The 18,717-nt window shown below is 61.7% G+C and carries 18 protein-coding genes and 1 riboswitch; of the genes, 12 read left to right on the top strand and 6 right to left on the bottom strand.

The genetic code is table 11. The annotated features are described in order from the left end of the window. The first annotated feature begins 109 nt into the window (after positions 1 to 109). The 9 genes from ffh to thrC all read left to right on the top strand — a co-directional run bounded on the left by ffh (position 110) and on the right by thrC (position 8,354). On the top strand, positions 110 to 1,507 hold the full coding sequence (ffh, locus tag AC13EY_RS11825) for a signal recognition particle protein (RefSeq protein WP_088273281.1): 1,398 nt from the start codon (positions 110 to 112) through the stop codon (positions 1,505 to 1,507). Between the two features lie 198 nt (positions 1,508 to 1,705). Further along, positions 1,706 to 1,957 (top strand): 30S ribosomal protein S16, encoded by a 252-nt coding sequence (gene rpsP / locus AC13EY_RS11820; protein ID WP_088273282.1) that lies wholly within the window; start codon positions 1,706 to 1,708, stop codon positions 1,955 to 1,957. Between the two features lies 1 nt (position 1,958). Next, entirely contained in the window at positions 1,959 to 2,501 is a 543-nt protein-coding gene (rimM, locus tag AC13EY_RS11815) for a ribosome maturation factor RimM (protein WP_228245077.1), read from the top strand. 3 nt (positions 2,502 to 2,504) lie between these two features. Then, a complete protein-coding gene (trmD, locus tag AC13EY_RS11810) occupies positions 2,505 to 3,254 on the top strand; it encodes a tRNA (guanosine(37)-N1)-methyltransferase TrmD (protein ID WP_088273284.1) in 750 nt (249 codons plus the stop codon). A gap of 33 nt (positions 3,255 to 3,287) precedes the next feature. Continuing rightward, on the top strand, positions 3,288 to 3,635 hold the full coding sequence (rplS, locus tag AC13EY_RS11805) for a 50S ribosomal protein L19 (RefSeq protein ID WP_088273285.1): 348 nt from the start codon (positions 3,288 to 3,290) through the stop codon (positions 3,633 to 3,635). A 96-nt stretch (positions 3,636 to 3,731) separates the two neighbouring features. Beyond that, the gene (gene xerD / locus AC13EY_RS11800; RefSeq protein WP_228245078.1) at positions 3,732 to 4,652 is read left to right on the top strand and encodes a site-specific tyrosine recombinase XerD; all 921 of its coding nucleotides are present in this window, start codon (positions 3,732 to 3,734) and stop codon (positions 4,650 to 4,652) included. A 99-nt stretch (positions 4,653 to 4,751) separates the two neighbouring features. Continuing rightward, positions 4,752 to 5,471 (top strand): bifunctional protein-disulfide isomerase/oxidoreductase DsbC, encoded by a 720-nt coding sequence (gene dsbC, locus AC13EY_RS11795; protein WP_228245079.1) that lies wholly within the window; start codon positions 4,752 to 4,754, stop codon positions 5,469 to 5,471. Between the two features lie 71 nt (positions 5,472 to 5,542). Then, positions 5,543 to 6,847, top strand: coding sequence for a homoserine dehydrogenase (locus tag AC13EY_RS11790; RefSeq protein ID WP_228245080.1), 1,305 nt, complete (start codon positions 5,543 to 5,545; stop codon positions 6,845 to 6,847). Positions 6,848 to 6,944: 97 nt separating this feature from the next. Beyond that, positions 6,945 to 8,354: a threonine synthase gene (thrC, locus tag AC13EY_RS11785; RefSeq protein ID WP_228245081.1), complete on the top strand. Its 1,410-nt coding sequence runs from the start codon at positions 6,945 to 6,947 to the stop codon at positions 8,352 to 8,354. A 53-nt stretch (positions 8,355 to 8,407) separates the two neighbouring features. On the opposite strand, the gene AC13EY_RS11780 is transcribed toward thrC, so the two are convergent. Then, positions 8,408 to 8,836 (bottom strand): organic hydroperoxide resistance protein, encoded by a 429-nt coding sequence (locus AC13EY_RS11780; protein ID WP_228245082.1) that lies wholly within the window; start codon positions 8,834 to 8,836, stop codon positions 8,408 to 8,410. Positions 8,837 to 9,034: 198 nt separating this feature from the next. On the opposite strand from AC13EY_RS11780, the gene AC13EY_RS11775 reads away from it, so the two are divergent. The 3 genes from AC13EY_RS11775 to AC13EY_RS11765 are packed head-to-tail and all read left to right on the top strand — an operon-like array spanning position 9,035 to position 14,159. After that, complete coding sequence (locus AC13EY_RS11775; RefSeq protein WP_228245083.1) at positions 9,035 to 10,102, top strand: efflux RND transporter periplasmic adaptor subunit; 1,068 nt, start codon at positions 9,035 to 9,037, stop codon at positions 10,100 to 10,102. A 1-nt stretch (position 10,103) separates the two neighbouring features. Further along, on the top strand, positions 10,104 to 13,238 hold the full coding sequence (locus tag AC13EY_RS11770; RefSeq protein WP_228245084.1) for an efflux RND transporter permease subunit: 3,135 nt from the start codon (positions 10,104 to 10,106) through the stop codon (positions 13,236 to 13,238). Between the two features lie 42 nt (positions 13,239 to 13,280). Then, positions 13,281 to 14,159 (top strand): carboxylate/amino acid/amine transporter, encoded by an 879-nt coding sequence (locus tag AC13EY_RS11765; protein WP_228245085.1) that lies wholly within the window; start codon positions 13,281 to 13,283, stop codon positions 14,157 to 14,159. Between the two features lie 63 nt (positions 14,160 to 14,222). Here the strand turns inward: AC13EY_RS11765 and AC13EY_RS11760 are convergent, their stop codons facing one another. The 5 genes from AC13EY_RS11760 to AC13EY_RS11740 form a co-directional block, all read right to left on the bottom strand. Next, the gene (locus AC13EY_RS11760) at positions 14,223 to 14,840 is read right to left on the bottom strand and encodes a trimeric intracellular cation channel family protein (RefSeq protein WP_096003102.1); all 618 of its coding nucleotides are present in this window, start codon (positions 14,838 to 14,840) and stop codon (positions 14,223 to 14,225) included. Between the two features lie 22 nt (positions 14,841 to 14,862). Then, positions 14,863 to 14,960, bottom strand: a riboswitch (glycine riboswitch). Between the two features lie 238 nt (positions 14,961 to 15,198). Then, complete coding sequence (ypfJ, locus tag AC13EY_RS11755) at positions 15,199 to 16,098, bottom strand: KPN_02809 family neutral zinc metallopeptidase (protein WP_228245086.1); 900 nt, start codon at positions 16,096 to 16,098, stop codon at positions 15,199 to 15,201. A gap of 30 nt (positions 16,099 to 16,128) precedes the next feature. Continuing rightward, positions 16,129 to 16,932, bottom strand: a complete 804-nt coding sequence (locus tag AC13EY_RS11750; protein ID WP_088273296.1) for a CHAD domain-containing protein — start codon at positions 16,930 to 16,932, stop codon at positions 16,129 to 16,131. Between the two features lie 42 nt (positions 16,933 to 16,974). Further along, entirely contained in the window at positions 16,975 to 17,790 is an 816-nt protein-coding gene (locus AC13EY_RS11745) for a LysR family transcriptional regulator (protein WP_228245087.1), read from the bottom strand. Between the two features lie 2 nt (positions 17,791 to 17,792). Further along, positions 17,793 to 18,689 carry an MBL fold metallo-hydrolase gene (locus tag AC13EY_RS11740; RefSeq protein ID WP_228245088.1) on the bottom strand — a complete coding sequence of 299 codons (897 nt, stop codon included), beginning with the start codon at positions 18,687 to 18,689 and terminating at the stop codon, positions 17,793 to 17,795. Between the last annotated feature and the right edge of the window lie 28 nt (positions 18,690 to 18,717).

Here is an 18,717-nt window from a genome sequence, read left to right as displayed (position 1 = left end):
GGTGAAAGCGTCTGCCGGTGCTTCCCTATCCTGTGCCGGGTGTGCGGGGTATACTGCGCCGCTGAAATGGCGGCCGGGCTGAAAACGGGCCCGCCCTGGGAGAAAGCACATGTTCGAGAATCTTACCGAGCGCCTGTCGCACAGTCTGCGCGGTGTGACAGGTCAGGCCAAGCTGACTGAAGACAACATCAAGGACACCCTGCGCGAAGTGCGCATGGCGCTGCTGGAGGCTGATGTCGCGCTGCCGGTAGTCAAGACCTTCGTTGACCAGGTGCGTGAGCGCGCGGTCGGCACCGAAGTGTCGCGCAGCCTGTCGCCGGGGCAGGTCTTCGTCAAGATCGTCAAGTCCGAGCTGGAAGCGGTCATGGGGCAGTCCGAAGGGCTGAACCTGGCGGTCAGCCCGCCAGCGGTGATCCTGATGGCCGGTCTGCAGGGCGCGGGTAAGACCACCAGCGTGGCCAAGCTGGCCAAGACGCTGCGTGAGCGCGAAAAGAAGAAGGTCATGGTGGTCAGCGCCGACGTCTACCGTCCGGCGGCGATCAAACAGCTGGAAACGCTGGCAGCCGACGTACAGGTCGAGTTCTTCCCGTCCTCCGCTGATCAGCAGCCGGTCGCCATCGTCGAGGCGGCGATGCGTGAGGCGAAGAACCGCTTCATGGACGTGCTGATCGTCGATACCGCTGGCCGTCTGCACGTCGACGACGAGATGATGGCCGAGATCAGGCAGGTGCACGCGGCAGCCAAGCCGGCGGAAACCCTGTTTGTGGTCGACGCCATGACCGGTCAGGATGCGGCCAACACCGCTCAGGCCTTCAACGAGGCGCTGCCGCTGACCGGTGTCATCCTGACCAAGGTCGACGGTGATGCCCGTGGCGGTGCGGCGCTGTCGGTGCGTCATATCACCGGCAAGCCGATCAAGTTTCTCGGTATGGGCGAGAAGATCGACGCCCTGGAAGTCTTCCACCCCGACCGGGTCGCCTCGCGCATCCTCGGTATGGGTGACGTGCTCAGCCTGATCGAGCAGGCCGAGCAGAAGATCGACAAGGACAAGGCCGAGAAACTGGCCAAGAAGCTGAAGAAGGGCAAGGGCTTTGATCTTGAGGACTTCCGTGATCAGCTGCAGCAGATGAACGCCATGGGCGGGCTCGGCTCGATGATGGAAAAGCTGCCGATGATGGGCGGCAAGATCAGTGCTGCGCAGATGGAAACCGCGCAGACCGAGGCGGCCAAGCAGTTCAAGCGCATGGAGGCGATCATCAATTCGATGACGCCGGCCGAGCGCCGTAATCCGGACCTCATCAGCGGCTCGCGCAAGCGCCGTATCGCGGCGGGCTCGGGTACCCAGATTCAGGACATCGGGCGCCTGCTCAAGCAACACAAGCAGATGCAGAAGATGATGAAGAAGGTCACCGGCAAGGGCGGTATGGCCAAGCTGATGCGCGGTATGGGTGGCATGGGTGGTGGCGGTGGCATGCTGCCCCCGGGTGGCGGGATGCCACGGTTCTGAGGGCTGCCCTGATCGCCGTTTTCCGGCGTTGGGGCAGGCAGCTGACCGGCGGTGCCGGTGGCTGCGGAAAAAAGAGTTTTCATTGGTCGGGATATTCCGTAGAATACGCGACCTTTCGGGCTATAGGTGTATGCGTTTTCAGCTGCACGCCCGCAAACGATTAAGTAGCGATACTCAAACACAGGAAACAATGTCGACATGGTAACCATTCGTCTTGCTCGTGGTGGATCCAAGAAGCGCCCCTTCTATCATCTGACCGTCACCAACAGCCGCAATGCTCGCGATGGCCGTTTTGTTGAGCGGGTAGGCTTCTTCAACCCGGTAGCCACCGGCGGTGAAGTGCGTCTGTCCGTGAACGATGAGCGCGTTCAATACTGGCTGAGCCAGGGTGCGCAGCCGTCTGATCGCGTTGCAGCTCTGCTGAAGGAAGCTGGTCAGGCTGCTGCCTGATATGGCCAATACTCCTGAGCCGGCCGGGGCCCATCGGGTTGTACTCGGCAAGATCGTTTCGGTTCATGGGGTGCGTGGGGCGGTAAAGGTCTATTCCCATACCGACCCGCTGGACAACGTGCTCGATTATGCCGAGTGGTCCCTTAACAGGGGTTCCGAGCAGCGCACGGTGTCCGTTCTCGGTGGTCGCGTCCAGGGACGCGTGCTGGTGGTCAACCTCAAGGGGATCGACGACCGCAACAAGGCCGAGGAACTGGTCGATTTCGAGATCAGCATTGCGTCCGACGCATTGCCCGAGCTTGAAGATGGCGATTTTTACTGGCATCAGCTGGAAGGCCTTCAGGTTGTAAACCAGGAAGGGCAGTTGCTCGGCAAGGTGGATCACCTGCTTGAGACCGGCTCCAACGATGTCATGGTGGTCAAGCCCTGCGCAGGCAGTGTTGATCAGCGTGAACGTCTGTTGCCTTATTTGCCGGGCCAGTTTGTAATCAAGGTCGATCTGGAGACGCAAGTCATGCAGGTTGACTGGGATGCGGAGTTCTGACCGGTGTGGGCCGGTGTAGTTACCCTGTTTCCCGAGATGTTCACGGCGCTGACCGAGTCCGGTGTTACCGGCAGGGCGGTCAAGCGGGGCCAGTTGGAAGTCGCTTTCAGCAACCCGCGTGAACACGCACATGACCGTCATCGCACGGTGGATGATCGCCCCTTCGGCGGTGGTCCCGGCATGTTGATGAAGGTTGAGCCGCTGCTGGAGGCGATTGACGCCATCCGCCAGCAGGCTCCCTCCACCCCGCGGGTGATTTACCTGTCTCCGCAGGGGCAGCCTCTGACGCAGAAACGCGTCGAACAGCTGGCGCAGCTGGACAGCCTTGTGCTGTTATGCGGGCGCTACGAGGGCATCGACGAGCGCATCATTGATCGCTGCGTAGATGAGGAAATCTCCATTGGCGACTACGTGTTGTCCGGTGGCGAACTGGGAGCCATGGTGCTCCTGGACGCGGTGACCCGCTTGATTCCCGGTGTATTGGGGCATGCGGATTCCGCGGTAGAAGATTCCTTTTCGGCGGGATGGCTCGATTGCCCACATTACACCCGGCCGGAAGAGTTTGATGGGCAGCGCGTTCCGGAGGTGCTGCTCAGCGGTAACCATGAACTGATCCGGCGCTGGCGCCTCAAACAGTCTTTGGGTCGAACCTGGCAACGTCGGCCAGAGTTGCTCGAAGAGCTGGAGTTGAGCAAAGAACAGCAACAGCTGTTGGCGGAATATATCCGCGAGCAGGCAACCGATAACCATTGATACAGGTCCGACGGCCTGTGCAGGAGAAGCAAGATGTCCAATATTATTGCCCAGCTTGAAGCTGAACAGATGTCCAAGGAAATCCCCGCGTTCGCACCGGGTGATACCGTAATCGTCCAGGTCAAGGTTAAGGAAGGCGATCGCTCCCGTCTGCAGGCCTTCGAAGGCGTGGTTATCGGCAAGCGTAACCGTGGTCTGAACTCGGCTTTCACCGTTCGCAAGATCTCCAGCGGTGTTGGCGTTGAGCGTACGTTCCAGACCTACTCTCCGCTGATCGACAGCATCTCTGTCAAGCGTCGCGGTGACGTTCGCAAGGCCAAGCTGTACTACCTGCGTGCTCTGTCTGGCAAGGCAGCTCGCATCAAGGAAAAGCTGTCCTGATCGGACAACTGACCAACAAAAAAGCAGCCTGAGGGCTGCTTTTTTGTGCCTGAGTGTTTTTAATCGACGAATCGCCCGTCCAGTCGAGTCAAATCCATGCCTGATGTTGCGCCGATGCCGGTCAGTGACGCGGATCAGCAGCTGATCGATCAATTCCTTGACAGTCTGTGGCTGGAAAAGGGGTTGTCGAAGCATACCTGCAGCGCCTATCGCACCGATCTGCGTACGCTGGCCGGTTGGCTGGGGCAGCGTCGCAGCCGGCTGCTGCAGCTGTCGCGCGCCGATCTGATGGCGCACCTGGGCTGGCGGCTTGGCGCCGGCTATCAGGTGCGTTCCAGTGCCCGGCTGCTGTCCTGTGTACGAAGTTTCTACCGCTACTTGCTGCGCCAGCAGTTGATCACTGACGACCCGACCCGGGATGTTGCCATGCCAAAGATCGGCAGGCCGCTGCCCAAGTCGCTCAGTGAGGCCGACGTTGAGCGCCTGCTGTCCGCTCCGGACAGCGAAGACAGCCTGGGGTTGCGGGACCGTTGCATGCTGGAAGTGCTGTATGCCACCGGATTGCGGGTCAGTGAGCTGGTCGGCTTGCGGCTCGATCAGTTGAACCTGCGTCAGGGTGTGGTGCGGGTGACTGGCAAGGGCAGCAAGGAACGTCTGGTCCCTTTGGGGGAAGAGGCGATGCGCTGGCTGGAGCAATATCTTGATACGGCCCGTGCGGCACTATTGGCAGGCAAGCCGAGTGATGTACTGTTTCCCAGCAGGCTGGGGCAGATGATGACGCGTCAGACATTCTGGCACAGAGTCAAGCTGCATGCTCTGACGGCCGGCATTCGCAGCGAACTGTCTCCGCACACCCTGCGCCACGCCTTTGCTACCCATCTGCTCAATCACGGGGCGGACCTGCGGGTGGTGCAGATGCTGCTGGGGCACAGTGATCTGTCGACAACCCAGATCTATACCCATATTGCCCGGCAGCGCCTGCATGATCTGCATGCCCAGCATCATCCCCGAGGGTGACAGCATCCGGGTTGCGCCGAACATCCCGCAGGGCGCGTGGAATTGGTCAGCGCTTCCTTTATTCGTGGTAAGCTTTGCGGTCTTCAAAAGGAGTGGACTATGCGACTGAAAATCGGCCTGGCCGCCATACTGGCCCTGGCGGCGACACAGGTCATGGCGAATCCGGATCAGGCTATTCGGGACGCTCTGAAGACAATGAATTTCAATGTGCCGGTCAAGGCGGTGAGCGAGTCTCCCGTGGCCGGTCTGTACAGTGTTGAGCTGGAAAGCGGTCGAGTGCTGTACGCCTCGGCGGACGGCAAGTACTTTGTCCAGGGCTCGCTGATCGAGGTCAACGACGGCAAGCCACGTAACCTTACCTCCATCGCCGAAGCGCGTAACATCGGCGCGGTCATCAACGGGCTGCCGCAGCAGGAGCTGATCGTGTTTGCGCCCGAGCAGCCCAAGACCCATATCACGGTATTTACCGATGTGGATTGCGGTTACTGCCGCAAGCTGCACAACGAGGTGCAGCAGCTCAATGATCTGGGTATCGAGGTGCGCTATGCTGCCTTCCCGCGCGGCGGAATGCAGTCCCGTGCTGCCAGTGTCATGCAGTCGGTCTGGTGTGCGGACGACCGCAAGGCGGCGCTGACGGCTGCCAAGCAGGGTGACGAGGTCGCGCCAGCCAGCTGTGAGAATCCTGTTGAGCGCCAGTTCGAGCTGGGTCAGCAGGTGGGTGTGCAGGGTACACCGGCCATTTTCATGGCCAACGGGGTGTTGATCCCGGGTTATCAGCCGGCGGCGCAGCTGGCCGCTATCGCGCTGGAGAATCAGTAACAGCCGTGCCGACGGGCAGATCGTCGGCGCGTTTTCATGTAATCGACTAACAACCAGGTAGGGACCAAAGTTTGAAACCGGTCAAAGTAGGTATTTGTGGATTGGGCACCGTCGGCGGTGGCACCTTCAATGTTCTGCAGCGCAACGCGACGGAAATTGCCCGGCGTGCTGGGCGCGGCATTGAGGTCGCCCAGATTGCAACCCGGCACCCCAACCCGGCCTGCAACCTGGGCATGACCCCGGTGACCGACGACGTTTTCGAGCTGGTCAACAATCCCGAGATCGACATCATCGTCGAACTGATCGGCGGCTACACCCTGGCCAAGGATGTGGTACTCAAGGCGATCGAGAACGGCAAACACGTGGTGACTGCCAACAAGGCGCTGATTGCCGTGCACGGCAACGAGATCTTCGCTGCTGCCAGCGCCAAGGGCGTGATGGTTGCGTTCGAGGCCTCGGTTGCCGGCGGTATTCCGATTATCAAGGCGCTGCGTGAAGGTCTGGCCGCCAACCGCATTGACTGGGTTGCCGGTATCATCAACGGCACTGGCAACTTCATCCTGACTGAAATGCGCGACAAGGGGCGTACCTTCGAGGACGTTCTGGCTGAAGCGCAGGCGCTGGGTTATGCCGAGGCTGATCCGACCTTCGACGTCGAGGGTATTGATGCCGCGCACAAGCTGACCATTCTGGCCTCCATCGCCTTTGGTATCCCGTTGCAGTTCGACAAGGCCTACACCGAAGGGATCACCAAGCTGACCACTGCCGACGTGAATTACGCCGAAGCGCTGGGCTACCGTATCAAGCATCTGGGCGTGGCGCGCCGCACCGAAAACGGCGTCGAGTTGCGCGTGCACCCGACCCTGATCCCGGCTGATCGCCTGATCGCCAACGTCAATGGCGTGATGAACGCTGTCATGGTTCACGGTGATGCTGTTGGTTCGACGCTGTACTACGGCGCCGGCGCCGGCGCCGAGCCGACTGCTTCCGCCGTTGTTGCCGACATCATCGACGTGGTCCGCACCCTGACCACCGACCCGACCAACCGCGTGCCGCACCTGGCGTTCCAGGCTGATGCGCTGTCGGATCTGCCGGTCCTGCCGGTTGACGAGGTCGAAACCGCCTACTACCTGCGCCTGCACGCGCAGGACCGCCCGGGCGTGCTGGCCAAGGTCGCGACCATCCTGTCCGAGCGTGGCATCAACATCGAATCGATCATGCAGAAGGACGTGGAAGAGCAGGACGGCCTGGTGCCGATGATTCTGCTGACTCACCGCGTACGCGAGCAGAACATGAACGATGCGATTGCCGCGCTGGAGTCGCTCGAGGATATCGCCGGCCCGCTGATGCGGATCCGCGTGGAACAACTGGACTAATCCAGCGGCAAGCGACAAGCGGCAAGCGGCAAGCAACCCAGGTGGTGCTTGCGGCTTGTTGCTTGCGGCTTGCAGCTCAAACCGAAGGTTTGCCGATATGCGTTATATCAGTACCCGTGGCCAGGCTCCGGCCCTGAATTTCGAAGACGTGCTGCTGGCCGGTCTGGCCTCTGACGGCGGTCTGTATGTGCCCGAGAACCTGCCGCGTTTCACCCAGGAGCAGATCGCATCCTGGGCCGGTCTGCCGTACCACGAGCTGGCGTTCAACGTGATGCGCCCGTTCGTCACTGGCAGCATTCCGGACGCCGATTTCAAACAGATTCTGCAGGACACCTACGGCGTCTTTGAGCACAAGGCAGTTGCCCCGCTGCGTCAGCTGGACAGCAACGAGTGGGTGATGGAGCTGTTCCACGGCCCGACCCTGGCGTTCAAGGACTTTGCCCTGCAGCTGCTGGGCCGTTTGCTCGACTATTTCCTGGTCAAGCGTGGCGAGCGCGTGGTGATCATGGGCGCCACCTCTGGTGATACCGGTTCGGCGGCTATTGAGGGATGCAAAGCCTGCGAGAACGTCGACATCTTCATCATGCACCCGCACAACCGGGTGTCCGAGGTGCAGCGTCGCCAGATGACCAGCATCCTTGGCGACAACATCCACAACATCGCCATCGAAGGCAACTTCGACGACTGTCAGGAGATGGTCAAGGCCAGTTTCGCCGACCAGGGTTTCCTCAAGGGCACCCGTCTGGTCGCGGTCAACTCGATCAACTGGGCGCGCATCATGGCGCAGATCGTCTACTACTTTCACGCTGCCCTGCAGCTCGGTGGGCCGGCGCGCTCGATGGCGTTCTCGGTGCCGACCGGCAACTTCGGCGACATCTTCGCCGGTTACCTGGCGCGCAATATGGGCCTGCCGATCAGCCAGTTGATCGTTGCTACCAATCGCAACGACATCCTGCACCGCTTCATGAGCGGCAATCACTACGACAAGGACACCCTGCACCCGTCGCTGTCGCCGTCGATGGACATCATGGTGTCGTCCAACTTCGAGCGCCTGCTGTTCGATCTGCACGGTCGTAACGGTGCGCTGGTAGCCAAGCTGATGGATGACTTCAAGGTCAGTGGCAAACTGTCTGTTGAAGATGATCGCTGGACCGAGGCGCGCAAGCTGTTTGATTCGCTGGCGGTTGACGACGAAGGCACTTGTGCAACCATCGCCGAGGTATTCGCGCAGTGCGGCGAAGTGCTGGACCCGCACACCGCCATCGGCGTGCGTGCAGCCCGCGAATGTCGTCGCTCGCTGTCGACGCCGATGATCACCCTTGGGACTGCGCACCCGGTCAAGTTCCCGGATGCGGTCCGTCAGGCTGGCGTTGGCGAAGCATTGCACCTGCCGGCGCATCTGAGCGATCTGTTCGAGCGCGAAGAGCGTTGCACCGTGTTGCCGAATAGTCTGGCTGACGTGCAGGCCTTTGTTGCCGCGCACGGGAATCGCGGCAAGCCGCTCTAAGCTGAGCTGCTGACACAACAACGGCGCCCGTGGGCGCCGTTGTTGTTTGTGCGTTACTCGACCCGGCTCAGGGTCACATCAATATTGCCGCGGGTGGCGTTGGAGTAGGGGCAGACCTGATGGGCGCGCTCGATCAGCTGCTCGGCTTGCTCTGCAGGCATGCCCGGCAGGCTGATGCGCAGTTCGACTTCAATGCCGAAGCCCTGCGGAATCTGACCGATACCGACCACCCCCTCAACCGACGCATCAGCCGGCATGGGCAGCTTGTCGCGGCCTGCGACAAACTTCATCGCACCAATGAAACAGGCCGAATAGCCTGCAGCAAACAGCTGCTCCGGGTTGGTGCCCTGACCACCTGCGCCGCCCAACTCCCTTGGCGTAGTCAATTCGATATCCAGTACACCGTCGGAGGAAATGGCACGACCGTCACGGCCACCGGTAGCTTCTGCAGAAGCGCGATAGATAACCTGTTCAATGGACATAAGGAGTCTCCGGTAATGAAAATATAGATTGCATACAATTAAGTTTTGCATGCTAACACAATGTAGATTGTGTGCAATGTTATTTTTGGCCGGTTTGTCCTCCGCCATATCGTGAAACATCCTCACCTGCTTTGTTGTAGGTGTGTTTTTTCATTTCTGGCATGCTGATTCACTTTGAAGTTGTCGGAGGCTCCTCCTGTGCTGCGCTCTGTCCTTGCTGTTTGCCTGCTGCTGCTGATGTCTCTGGCGCGTGCCGAGACCGCTGTGCCGGTGCGGGTTGCGACCACTACGCTGCAGCCGCTGGTGGAGGTGGTGCCGGTCAGCGGCAGTGTCTCCACGGCGCGGGTCGCTACGTTGTCTGCGGAAGTGGAGGGACGGGTTTCCGGGCTGCCGGTGGAGGAGGGCCAGCGGATTGAGAAGGGCGCGCTGTTGATGACGCTGGATGACGAGCTTGTACAGCGGGATCTGGATCGCGACCGGGCCGAGGTTGCGCGTCTGGGCAGCACGCTTGATGACGCGCAGCGGCGGCTCAGCGAGGCCAGTACGCTGGCAGAGCGCCGCAGTATTGCCGCCAGCGAGGTGCGCGGCCTGGAAGCCGCCGTTGCGCAGGCCGATGCGGCGTTGGCGGGGGCGCGTGCCGGCCTGCAACGGCGAGAGGCGCTGGCGCGCCGGCACCGGCTGGAGGCTCCCTTCAGTGGCGTGATCAGTCGACGCCTGACTGAGCTGGGCGAGTGGGTCGAGCCCGGGACCGGGGTGCTGGAGTTGATCACCCTGCAGCAGCTTCGCGCCGACCTTCAGGTGCCGCAGCGCTTCTATGCCCGTGCCGAGCCAGGCAGTCGGGTCGAGTTGCAGTTCGAGGGTCACCCCGGAGAAGATTTTGTGTTGCCGGTAACCGCGCGCATCCCGTTAAGCAGTCAGCAGGCGCGCACCTTTTTGCTGCGTATTGCTCTGCCCGACGATATTGCTGGCCTGATTCCCGGGATGTCGGTGCAGGGCGAGCTGTTGCTGGATCAGCAGCAACAGGGCGTCGTAGTCTCCCGCGATGCGCTGCTTAGGCAGGTTGACGGCCGCGTGGCTGTTTGGCGGGCCGTCAACGAAGCAGGCCAGTGGCGGGCCCGGGAGCAGCAGGTCCGGTCCGGACTGGCATTTGACGGGGTGGTCGAGGTGCGAGAGGGCCTGGAGGCCGGAGAGCTGGTAGTCGTTGAAGGTAACGAGAGCCTGCGCGAAGGGCAGTTGCTCAACCTGCTCAACCACGAGGCCGACTGACATGTTCCAGGCCATTACTCGCCACGGCATTCTGGTGACCGTCGCGCTGCTGATTCTCTGCGTGCTGGGTACTATGGCGGCGCTGCGGATTCCCGTGCAGATGATTCCGGACCTGGAAACCCGCACGGTGACTGTTGAAACCCGGTGGCCCGGTGCGACGCCGCAGGATATCGAGAAGGAAATTCTGGTCGAGCAGGAAGAGTTTTTGCGTAACCTGCCCAATCTCGAGCGAATAACGTCGGTTGCCGGGACCGGCTGGGCCGAGATCGAACTGGACTTTCCCTTTGGCGTTGATCTGAACGAGACGCTGATACGCGTCAACAATGCCCTCACGCAGGTGTCGGGTTACCCCGAGAATGTGGATCAGCCGTCGGTCAACGCGACGTCCTTCTCTGCCAATGCTTTCATGTACCTGGCGGTATCACCGCTGGAGGGTAATCCGCGTAACCTGGATATGGATATGGTGCGCGATTACATCGAAGACAACGTGCGTCCGAGACTATCGGCGGTCAACGGTGTCGCTCAGGTGGATGTGCGTGGTGGTGCGGCCCGTCAGGTACAGGTTCGCCTGTACCCCGAACGGCTGGCGTTGCACGGTCTGACGCCTGCCGCGGTGCGTGACGCGCTGCGGTCGCGAAACCGGGATGTTTCCGGTGGCGAGATTGATAGCGGCAAGCGACGGTTTTTGCTGCGTACCGTCGGCCGTTTCGAGAGCCTGGACGATATTCGCCAACTGGTGGTTGAGCGACGGGGAGACAGCCTGATTCGTCTGCAGGATCTGGCCGATGTCACGCTTGATCACGCGCGTATTGTTCAGCGCAGCTACGTCAATGGCGCCCCCGTTGTCAGTCTGGCTGTCAGGCGAGAAAGCGGCTCCAATGTGATTGCCATCAAGCAGGCCATGCTCGCCGAGATGGCGCTGGTCAATCAGGAGTTGCTTAACCCGCAGGGTATGCAGATCAGGCTGAATTCCGATGACGTGGTCTATGTCCGTGACTCGGTGGTCAATGTCTGGAAAAACCTGATCCTTGGCGCTTTGCTGGCGTCGGTGATCATGTATCTGTTTCTGCATTCCTGGCGGGTAACGCTGATTGGCGTCATGGGGATTCCGATCTGCACCATTGCCGCCTTTCTTGGCCTGATGCTGACCGGGCGTACGATCAACGTGATTTCCCTGGCCGGAGTCGCCTTCGCCATTGGCATGACGCTGGACAACAGTATTGTGGTGCTGGAGAGCATTGAACTGGAGCGCCGGCGCGGTCTGGATCGGCTGCGTGCTGCGGTAGCCGGGGTAAGCAGGGTCTGGCCCGCGATTCTGGCCTCGACACTGACGACGGTCATGGTGTTTCTGCCGGTGATGTTTATCCGTGAAGAGGCAGGGCAGCTGTATTCGGACATTGCCATCGCCATTACCTCGGCGATTCTGGTTTCCATGCTGGTTGCAATAACTGCCGTGCCTGCAGCCTGTGCGAGGCTGCGCGGCGGCGAGTTGGAGCCCGCCAGCGAACAGGGCCGGCTGGCCCGCCGCTGTGCTGATCTGGTGGGCTGGCTGCTGGCCAGCGCCCGGCGCCGCTTGCTTTGCGCCGCGGTAGTTATGGGGGGCAGCCTGCTGATTGTGCTGACGCTGACGCCGCCAGCCGAGTATCTGCCTGAAGGCGAGGAGGCCAAGACCTTCGCCATGATGAACGCGCCGCCCGGCTATAACCTGGCCAGCATGCAACAGATTGCGGATCAGGTTCAGGCGCACTTTCTGCCCTTTACCCAGGCCGCCGAGGCTGAGGACGCTGATAGTCCGGTGCCCCCAATCGCCATGCTGATGGTGAACGTTTCGACTGAAGGGTTGTGGATGATTGGTGTGCCTGCGGACCCGGCAGACATTGATGCGCTGATGCGTGCACTGGTCGAGCATTTTCGTACGTACCCGGGTATGCGCGCGTTCGCCACCCGGGGCTCGATTATCAGCAGCAATAACGGTGGTACGCGCAGCATCAACCTGGATATTTCCGGTCCGGATCTCGCCAGTCTCTACGAAGTGGCTCGTCTGGCCTACGACCGGGCTGGTGAAATCTTCGAGGATCCGTCGGTTCAGACCCAGCCCTCCAACCTCAGCCTGGCGCAGCCTCTGCTGCAGATTTATCCGGACTGGGAGCGCGCCGCCGAGCTGGGACTGGACGCCGAGCAAATGGGGTTTGCGGTGTCGGCCCTGACCAATGGCAGTTATGTCGGCGATTACTTTCAGGACGACGACAAGGTCGACATCTACTTCTACAACGCGATGGCTCTGCAGCCCGACCTGCAGACCCTGCGCGGTCTTACCTTATACACACCGAGCGGCCAGGTGCTGCCTCTGTCCTCGCTTGCGCGTATCGAAGAGGAGGTCGACACCAGCGTGGTGCGCCGGGTAGACGGCCGTCGCACCCTGACGCTGAATATCATCCCGCCGCGTTCTGTCCCTCTGGAGGCGGGAGTCGAGCAGGTGCGTACCGAGCTGGTCGAGTATCTGCGAGCCCAAGGGCAGGTACCGTTGGGGGTTAGCCTGTCGATCTCGGGTGCCGCCGACCAGCTGGATGCCACCCGCGAGTCGCTGGGCAGCAACTACCTGGCGGCGTTGTTGATTGTCTTTCTGCTGCTGGTGGCGATCTTCCGCCATTGGGGTTACCCGTTATTGATCATGGTCAGCATTCCGCTGGGCATGGCTGGCGGGCTGGCCGGGCTGGCGCTGCTGAATCTGGCCGGTTCCGCATTGGCAGCAGCGGGGCTGGGTGGCTTCAGTCAGCCGCTGGACATGATCACCATGCTGGGCTTTCTGATTCTGATGGGTACGGTCGTGAACAATCCGATCCTGATTGTGGATCGCGCCATCGATAATCTTGATCATCAGGGCATGACGCCGGTCGAGGCCGTTCGTGAGGCGGTTGAGGCGCGCCTGCGACCAATTGCCATTTCAACCTTGACCACCCTCTGCGGGATTGCGCCGCTGGTATTTCTGCCTGGCGCCGGTACCGAGCTCTATCGTGGTGTCGGTGTGATTGTCATGGCGGGCATACTCGGTGCCACCCTGGTTACCCTGACCCTGTTGCCAGTGATGCTGCATGGGGTGCTGAGCAGGCGCGTGAGGCAGCAGCCGTTGACCTGAAACCGCTATACTCCCCGCCCATCTGGCCTGTGTGGAGCGGTGATGCCTTATCTTGTTGCGGTAACCCTGTTATGGGCGGTTTCCTTCAGCCTCATCGGCGAGTATCTGGCCGGGCAGGTCGACAGCTATTTTGCCGTGCTGACGCGGGCCATGCTGGCCGGGCTGCTGTTTCTCCCGCTGCTGCGTATTCGATTGTTGCCGCGCCCGGTGGTGCCGGGGCTGCTGGTGGTTGGTGCGTTGCAGTTCGGTGTCACCTATATTTGCCTGTACCAGTCCTTCGAGTACATCTCTGTGCCCGAGGTGCTGCTGTTCACCATTTTTACGCCACTGCACGTGGCGCTGATTGATGATCTGCTGAACCGGCGTTTCAGTCTGGGGCCTCTGGTCGCCGCCGCGATTGCGGTGCTTGGTGCCGGAATCATGCGCTACGACGGGCTCAGCGACAGCTTTATCCGCGGCTTTCTGATTCTGCAGCTGGCCAACTTTACCTTCGCCGCCGGGCAGGTAGGCTATGCTCATCTGGTGCGTCGTTATGAGCTGACCTCAACCCAGCAGTGGCGCGGATTTGGCCTGTTCTTTATTGGCGCGCTGATGGTCATGCTGCCGGCCTGGCTGCTGCTCGGCAACCCGGAGCGCCTGCCGCACACCGCGCTGCAGTGGTCGGTGCTGGCCTGGCTGGGGCTGGTCGCTTCCGGACTTGGCTTTCTGTTCTGGAACCGGGGTGCAGCTCAGGTGGACGCCGGCACCCTGGGCATCATGAACAATGCGCTGGTGCCGGCGGGGCTGCTGGTCAATCTTCTGATCTGGAATCACGATGCTGACCTGCTGCGACTTGCAGCGGGCTCCGCGGTGATCGGGCTGTCGCTCTGGGTTAACGCCCGCTGGTCGCGCTGGTTCGGTTCTCGACCAGCACGGCCCTGACGACGATCAGGTCGGCCCGACAGGCAACGAAGCCAGTGAGGCCCTTGCTGGCGATTTCGCTCATCAGTCCCACTGGGATTTGGCGTAGCTGAACACCGGCAGCGACAGTTTCCAGCGAATCGCTGACATTCTCAGCAACAGGCCCACGCTGAAGGCAGCCAGCAGGTTGACGCTTTCGTTGACACCCTGATGTCGCAGGGCGAGATAGAGCAGAGCGACGACCAGCGAGACGCTGGCGTAGAGTTCATGACGCAACACCTGGGGCATTCTATTGCACATGATGTCGCGGATAATACCGCCGAAGATACCGGTGATGATGCCGGCCATAACCACCACTACTGTGTCGTAGCCGAGTCTCAGCGCGACATTGCAGCCAATGACGGTGAAGGCGACAAGGCCGATGGCGTCGAGCACCAGAAAAAGCTGGTGGAGGTGACGCATGAAGCGCGCCAGCACTATGGTTGCCAGGCCACCGGTGATGGTGATGTAGATGTAAAGGGGATGCTGGGTCCAGGTGATCGGGAAGTTGCCGAGCAGAATGTCCCGGACGGTACCACCACCCAGGGCGGTTAAAAAGGCGATAACGGCGACACCGAAAAAGTCCATGTTGCGTCTGCCCGCGGCAAGGGCTCCGGACATGGCTTCGGCGGTGATGGCGATGATATAGACAGAGGTCAGCACACAGTTCTCCTGCGTTTGCGTAGCCTCTCCCCCTGTCCTTGATACCTGAGAGTTTACAGGGTCATGCCCTGCTTGCCCCTTCGGTGGGCTGCCATGCAGCCTCTCTCCAGACGGCGTTAATCGTGTCCACAGTGCCTGTGCCTGAGCGTTTATGGGAGTTTGCGCCTTCGGCGGGGCTGAGCCCTCTCTCCTGCGGGGTGGCGATTGTACATCCGGAATGGCGGCGGGTCTTGTGTCTTTGTGTGACTCCGATCGATTGGAAGCCAGGCGCAGGGTTGTCGTCTGTGCCGGTCGGATTGCAGAGTGCTGGCTGGCTGGCCGGGCGGCCATGCGCGACTCGGTGCAGTCGCAACCGGGCTCAGATCGGCCCGGCGAAGGTGTCGCAGGCGGTGATGTCGCCGCTGTCGAAGCCGCGCTTGAACCATTTCACCCGCTGCGCCGAGGTGCCATGGGTGAAGCTGTCCGGCACCACATCCTGACCCGCCTGGCGCTGCAGGCGGTCATCGCCGATGGCACTGGCGGCGGTCAGGGCTTCATCCAGATCATCCGGGTCCAGCAGCTGGCGTTCGCGGTTGGCGGCGTGGCCCCAGAGGCCGGCAAAGCAATCGGCCTGCAGCTCCTGACGGACTGACAGCGCATTTACCTCGGCCTGGCTGCGGCCGGCGCCTGCCTGACGCACCTTCTGGCTGATGCCCAGCAGGGTTTGCACGTGGTGGCCCACTTCATGGGCGATGACGTAGGCCTGAGCGAAGTCGCCGGGGGCGCCGAGCTGCTGTTTCATGTCGTTGAAGAACGCCAGATCCAGATAGACCTGCTGATCGCCCGGGCAGTAAAACGGGCCAACAGCCGAACTGGCGCTGCCGCAGGCGGACTGCACGCGGTTGGAAAACAGCACCAGCTTGGGCTCCTGATACTGCCGGCCGATGCGCTGGAAAACCTGATGCCACGTGGTCTCGGTGTCGGCCAGCACCACGCTGACGAATTCGGTCAGCTCCTGCTCGGCGGGGGAGAGCGGTTGCTGGCCCTGTTGCGTCACCGGCTGGCCGCCACCGAGCAGCAGGGGCAGCAGGTCGATACCGAGCATCTTGCCGCCGATGATGGCGACTGCGCCAATGGCGAGAATCCAGCGGCCGCCGCGGGTGCCGATCAGCATGGGAATCAAGCGCAGCAGCAGCGCACCGCCGGCACCGGCGCTGGAGATGCTATCGCCTCTGCGGTCTTCGATATTGCTGCTTCGCCGTCTGCCTCGCCAATTCATCAGGGTCTCCTTGAATAACAGCTTACCGGATCAGCAGCGGAACCCGCCGCGACCGAATGTCCGTATAAACAGCCGGATAATACGGCGTTTGCAGTGATGCTTGCGCTGTTCCAGTCGAGCGGCCAGCGCATCTCTGTCTGTCGAGGCGGGGGAGCGCTGGAGCTGTGCTTCCAGGTTGCAAAGATCCTGCAGCTCGCCCAGTCGCTCACCCAGGCGCGTCAGCAGTGTCATCTGGCGATCGGCCGGCAGGCGCGCATCGTGCAGTTGTTCGCGCTGATACAGCGCGTATTTGATCCATTTGCGACAGCGGTGATAAAGCGCATCCTGATCACTGTTGCAGGCGCTGCGAGCAAGTTTGCGCGCGCGTTTGATGGTGCGCTGCAGGCCAATCTGCCAATGGTCGGCTGCGCCAGTGGCCGAATGGGGCCAGTCGGCCAGAACGGCGGCGAAGGCAGCGATCAGATGCTCGCTGTCGGTGCTGCTCGGCGCACGGGCATGTGATGCCTGCAGCAGCCGGCTGTTGAGTGCGGGGCTCAGCGGTGTGTCCAGCGTGCTGGCAAGTTGTTTGATCAGTTGCTGCTGTACGTGCAGATCGCGGCTGCCGGCCAGCGTTTTGGCGATCTGTCTGAGCTGCTGGTCCAACTGGCGCAACCGTTGGTGCCCTGCATACGGGCGGTACAGCTGCAGCAGCGCCCTCAAGCGCTTGCAGCAGACGCGTAACTGGTGAACTGCGTCGGCATCCGGTGCAGCTCCGTTGACGATTGGCAGCAGGGCGGCACGCACGCGGTTGCGGGCGGCTTGATAGAGCGGGTCAGCATCGGGTGTCAGAGCCATCAGTCGAGTGTAGGCCAGCGGCGCAGGGGCGAAAAGAGGGTGCTAGCCGAAAGCGGCAATGATGCTGTCTGCCAGTTCAGCCCGGCAGGCCAGCCCCAACTGGCGATGACGCAGCGTCTCGGGTACCAGTCCGCGCAGAGAGTGGCTGTCGATGGCCGGGCTCAGCAGGTCGATGTCGTCGCTGACCGCCATAACGGTTGCCCCCTGGCGGTGCTGCACCAGGCTCAGGGCCAGGTCTTCGGTATCCACCTGCAGGCTGGCATGGTCGGCCAACTCGGGCAGGCGCTCCAGGAAGGCGCTGCGCAGTTCGCAGTCGAGCCGGTCGATCCATGGATATTGGGTAGCCTGTTCCAGCTCAAGAGGCTGATTGAGGGACCAGCCGCGGGGCAGCAGCAGCCGGTACTCCTGTTCCATCAGCGCAATAAAGTGGTAGCCGGCTGGCACCTGCCGTTCACTCAGCAGCCAGAGGTCTGCACTTTGAGCAGGCTGGCTGCGTACCTGCAGGCGATAGTCCGTGAGCCTGCCGGCGGTCAGCTGCAGCAGGTAGCCGCTGTCGCGACTGGCCAGGCTGGCGTTGATACCGACCGACAGGGTGGGGCGCTCGACGCGCTTGAAGCGTTGCTCCATTTCGCCGGCGCTGCCAAGCAGGCGCGCGGCCTCCTGATAGAAGGCCTCACCCTCGGGCGTGAGCGTCACGCCTCTCTTGCTGCGGCTGAACAGCCGCAGGGCAAACTCCTGTTCCAGCTGGGCTACGGCGTTGGAGATGGAAGGCTGGGCGACATGGCAGCGCTCGGCCGCCGCGGTGAGGCTGCCAGCTTCGGCAGCGGCGCAGAAGTAGCGCAGACTGCGCAGATCCATGGTTATTCCTCGAAGGCTGGAAACCGGGCCAGGCCAGCCGCAACGAACTCGTCGTGGGCCGGAATGATCAACAGCTCCGGATCGCGTTGATGCAGCTCATGCACGCGTTTGAGCTGCTGGCTATTGCGCTCGCGGTCGCTGTCGACGTGGGATAGCCATTGCACGAATACCGGCCGTGGCTTGTTCCGTTCAACGCCTCGTTCGGTCCAGCTGGTATCGCCGATCAGAAACAGGCGCTTGCCTGAGGGCAGATTGACGAACAGCCCGGCCTGGCCGGCGGTATGGCCGCTCAGATCGACCAGAATCAGCTGACCGTCGTCAAACAGGTCGAGGCTTTGTTCAAAGCCCTGATAGGGCGTGTTGTCCAGTTCGATCTGTTGCCACTCGCGTTGGCCCTCCAACTGCTCGGCCAAAAAGGCTGGCGGCTCGCCGTGGTCGCGGGCTTCTTCCAGTGCGCCGGGCAGCACTTTTACTGGAATGCCGGGGAAGTCCGGCAACCCGCCGAGGTGATCCCAGTGCAGGTGGCTGGGCAGAATGAAGTCGATATCGTCAGCGCTGTAGCCGGCCGCTTCCAGCTGGTCGCGAGCCGGGTTCAGCTGCTCGTAGGCCAGCAGCGTGCGGTTGATCCAGTTGTTGCGGGCAAAGGCCTCGGCGGTCTGACGGCCCAGCCCGGTGTCGAACAGAAAGCGGCCTTTGGGGTGTTCGATCAGCACCGCGGCATGCACCAGATGGCGCTCGGTGGTCCAGCGTCCGCCACTGACCACCATCGCCTCGGCGGCGCCGCTGGACACGGCGGTGGGTATCACCGAAAGGCGCAGGTGTTCGACAGCCGGGGCGGCAAACAGCAGGCTGCTGCAAGCGAGCAAAATGGGGGCTAAAAGAGGGGCAAAGCGCTTCATGGGATGGCTCCGATGGGGTGAGAACCCA

It is taken from the genome of Halopseudomonas sp. L-58 (genome assembly GCF_056859475.1).
The sequence above is the reverse complement of the archived record's forward strand: the minus strand, read 5'-3'. Positions and strand labels throughout refer to the sequence as shown.

Excerpts from the sequence above, each read along its gene's own strand:
- xerD (WP_228245078.1), top strand. The coding sequence starts at position 3,732 with ATGCCTGATGTTGCGCCGATGCCGGTCAGTGACGCGGATCAGCAGCTG.
- ffh (WP_088273281.1), top strand. The coding sequence starts at position 110 with ATGTTCGAGAATCTTACCGAGCGCCTGTCGCACAGTCTGCGCGGTGTG.
- thrC (WP_228245081.1), top strand. The coding sequence starts at position 6,945 with ATGCGTTATATCAGTACCCGTGGCCAGGCTCCGGCCCTGAATTTCGAA.
- rpsP (WP_088273282.1), top strand. The coding sequence starts at position 1,706 with ATGGTAACCATTCGTCTTGCTCGTGGTGGATCCAAGAAGCGCCCCTTC.
- ypfJ (WP_228245086.1), bottom strand. The coding sequence starts at position 16,098 with ATGAATTGGCGAGGCAGACGGCGAAGCAGCAATATCGAAGACCGCAGA.
- AC13EY_RS11780 (WP_228245082.1), bottom strand. The coding sequence starts at position 8,836 with ATGTCCATTGAACAGGTTATCTATCGCGCTTCTGCAGAAGCTACCGGT.
- AC13EY_RS11770 (WP_228245084.1), top strand. The coding sequence starts at position 10,104 with ATGTTCCAGGCCATTACTCGCCACGGCATTCTGGTGACCGTCGCGCTG.
- rplS (WP_088273285.1), top strand. The coding sequence starts at position 3,288 with ATGTCCAATATTATTGCCCAGCTTGAAGCTGAACAGATGTCCAAGGAA.
- dsbC (WP_228245079.1), top strand. The coding sequence starts at position 4,752 with ATGCGACTGAAAATCGGCCTGGCCGCCATACTGGCCCTGGCGGCGACA.
- rimM (WP_228245077.1), top strand. The coding sequence starts at position 1,959 with ATGGCCAATACTCCTGAGCCGGCCGGGGCCCATCGGGTTGTACTCGGC.
- AC13EY_RS11740 (WP_228245088.1), bottom strand. The coding sequence starts at position 18,689 with ATGAAGCGCTTTGCCCCTCTTTTAGCCCCCATTTTGCTCGCTTGCAGC.
- AC13EY_RS11745 (WP_228245087.1), bottom strand. The coding sequence starts at position 17,790 with ATGGATCTGCGCAGTCTGCGCTACTTCTGCGCCGCTGCCGAAGCTGGC.
- AC13EY_RS11750 (WP_088273296.1), bottom strand. The coding sequence starts at position 16,932 with ATGGCTCTGACACCCGATGCTGACCCGCTCTATCAAGCCGCCCGCAAC.
- AC13EY_RS11765 (WP_228245085.1), top strand. The coding sequence starts at position 13,281 with ATGCCTTATCTTGTTGCGGTAACCCTGTTATGGGCGGTTTCCTTCAGC.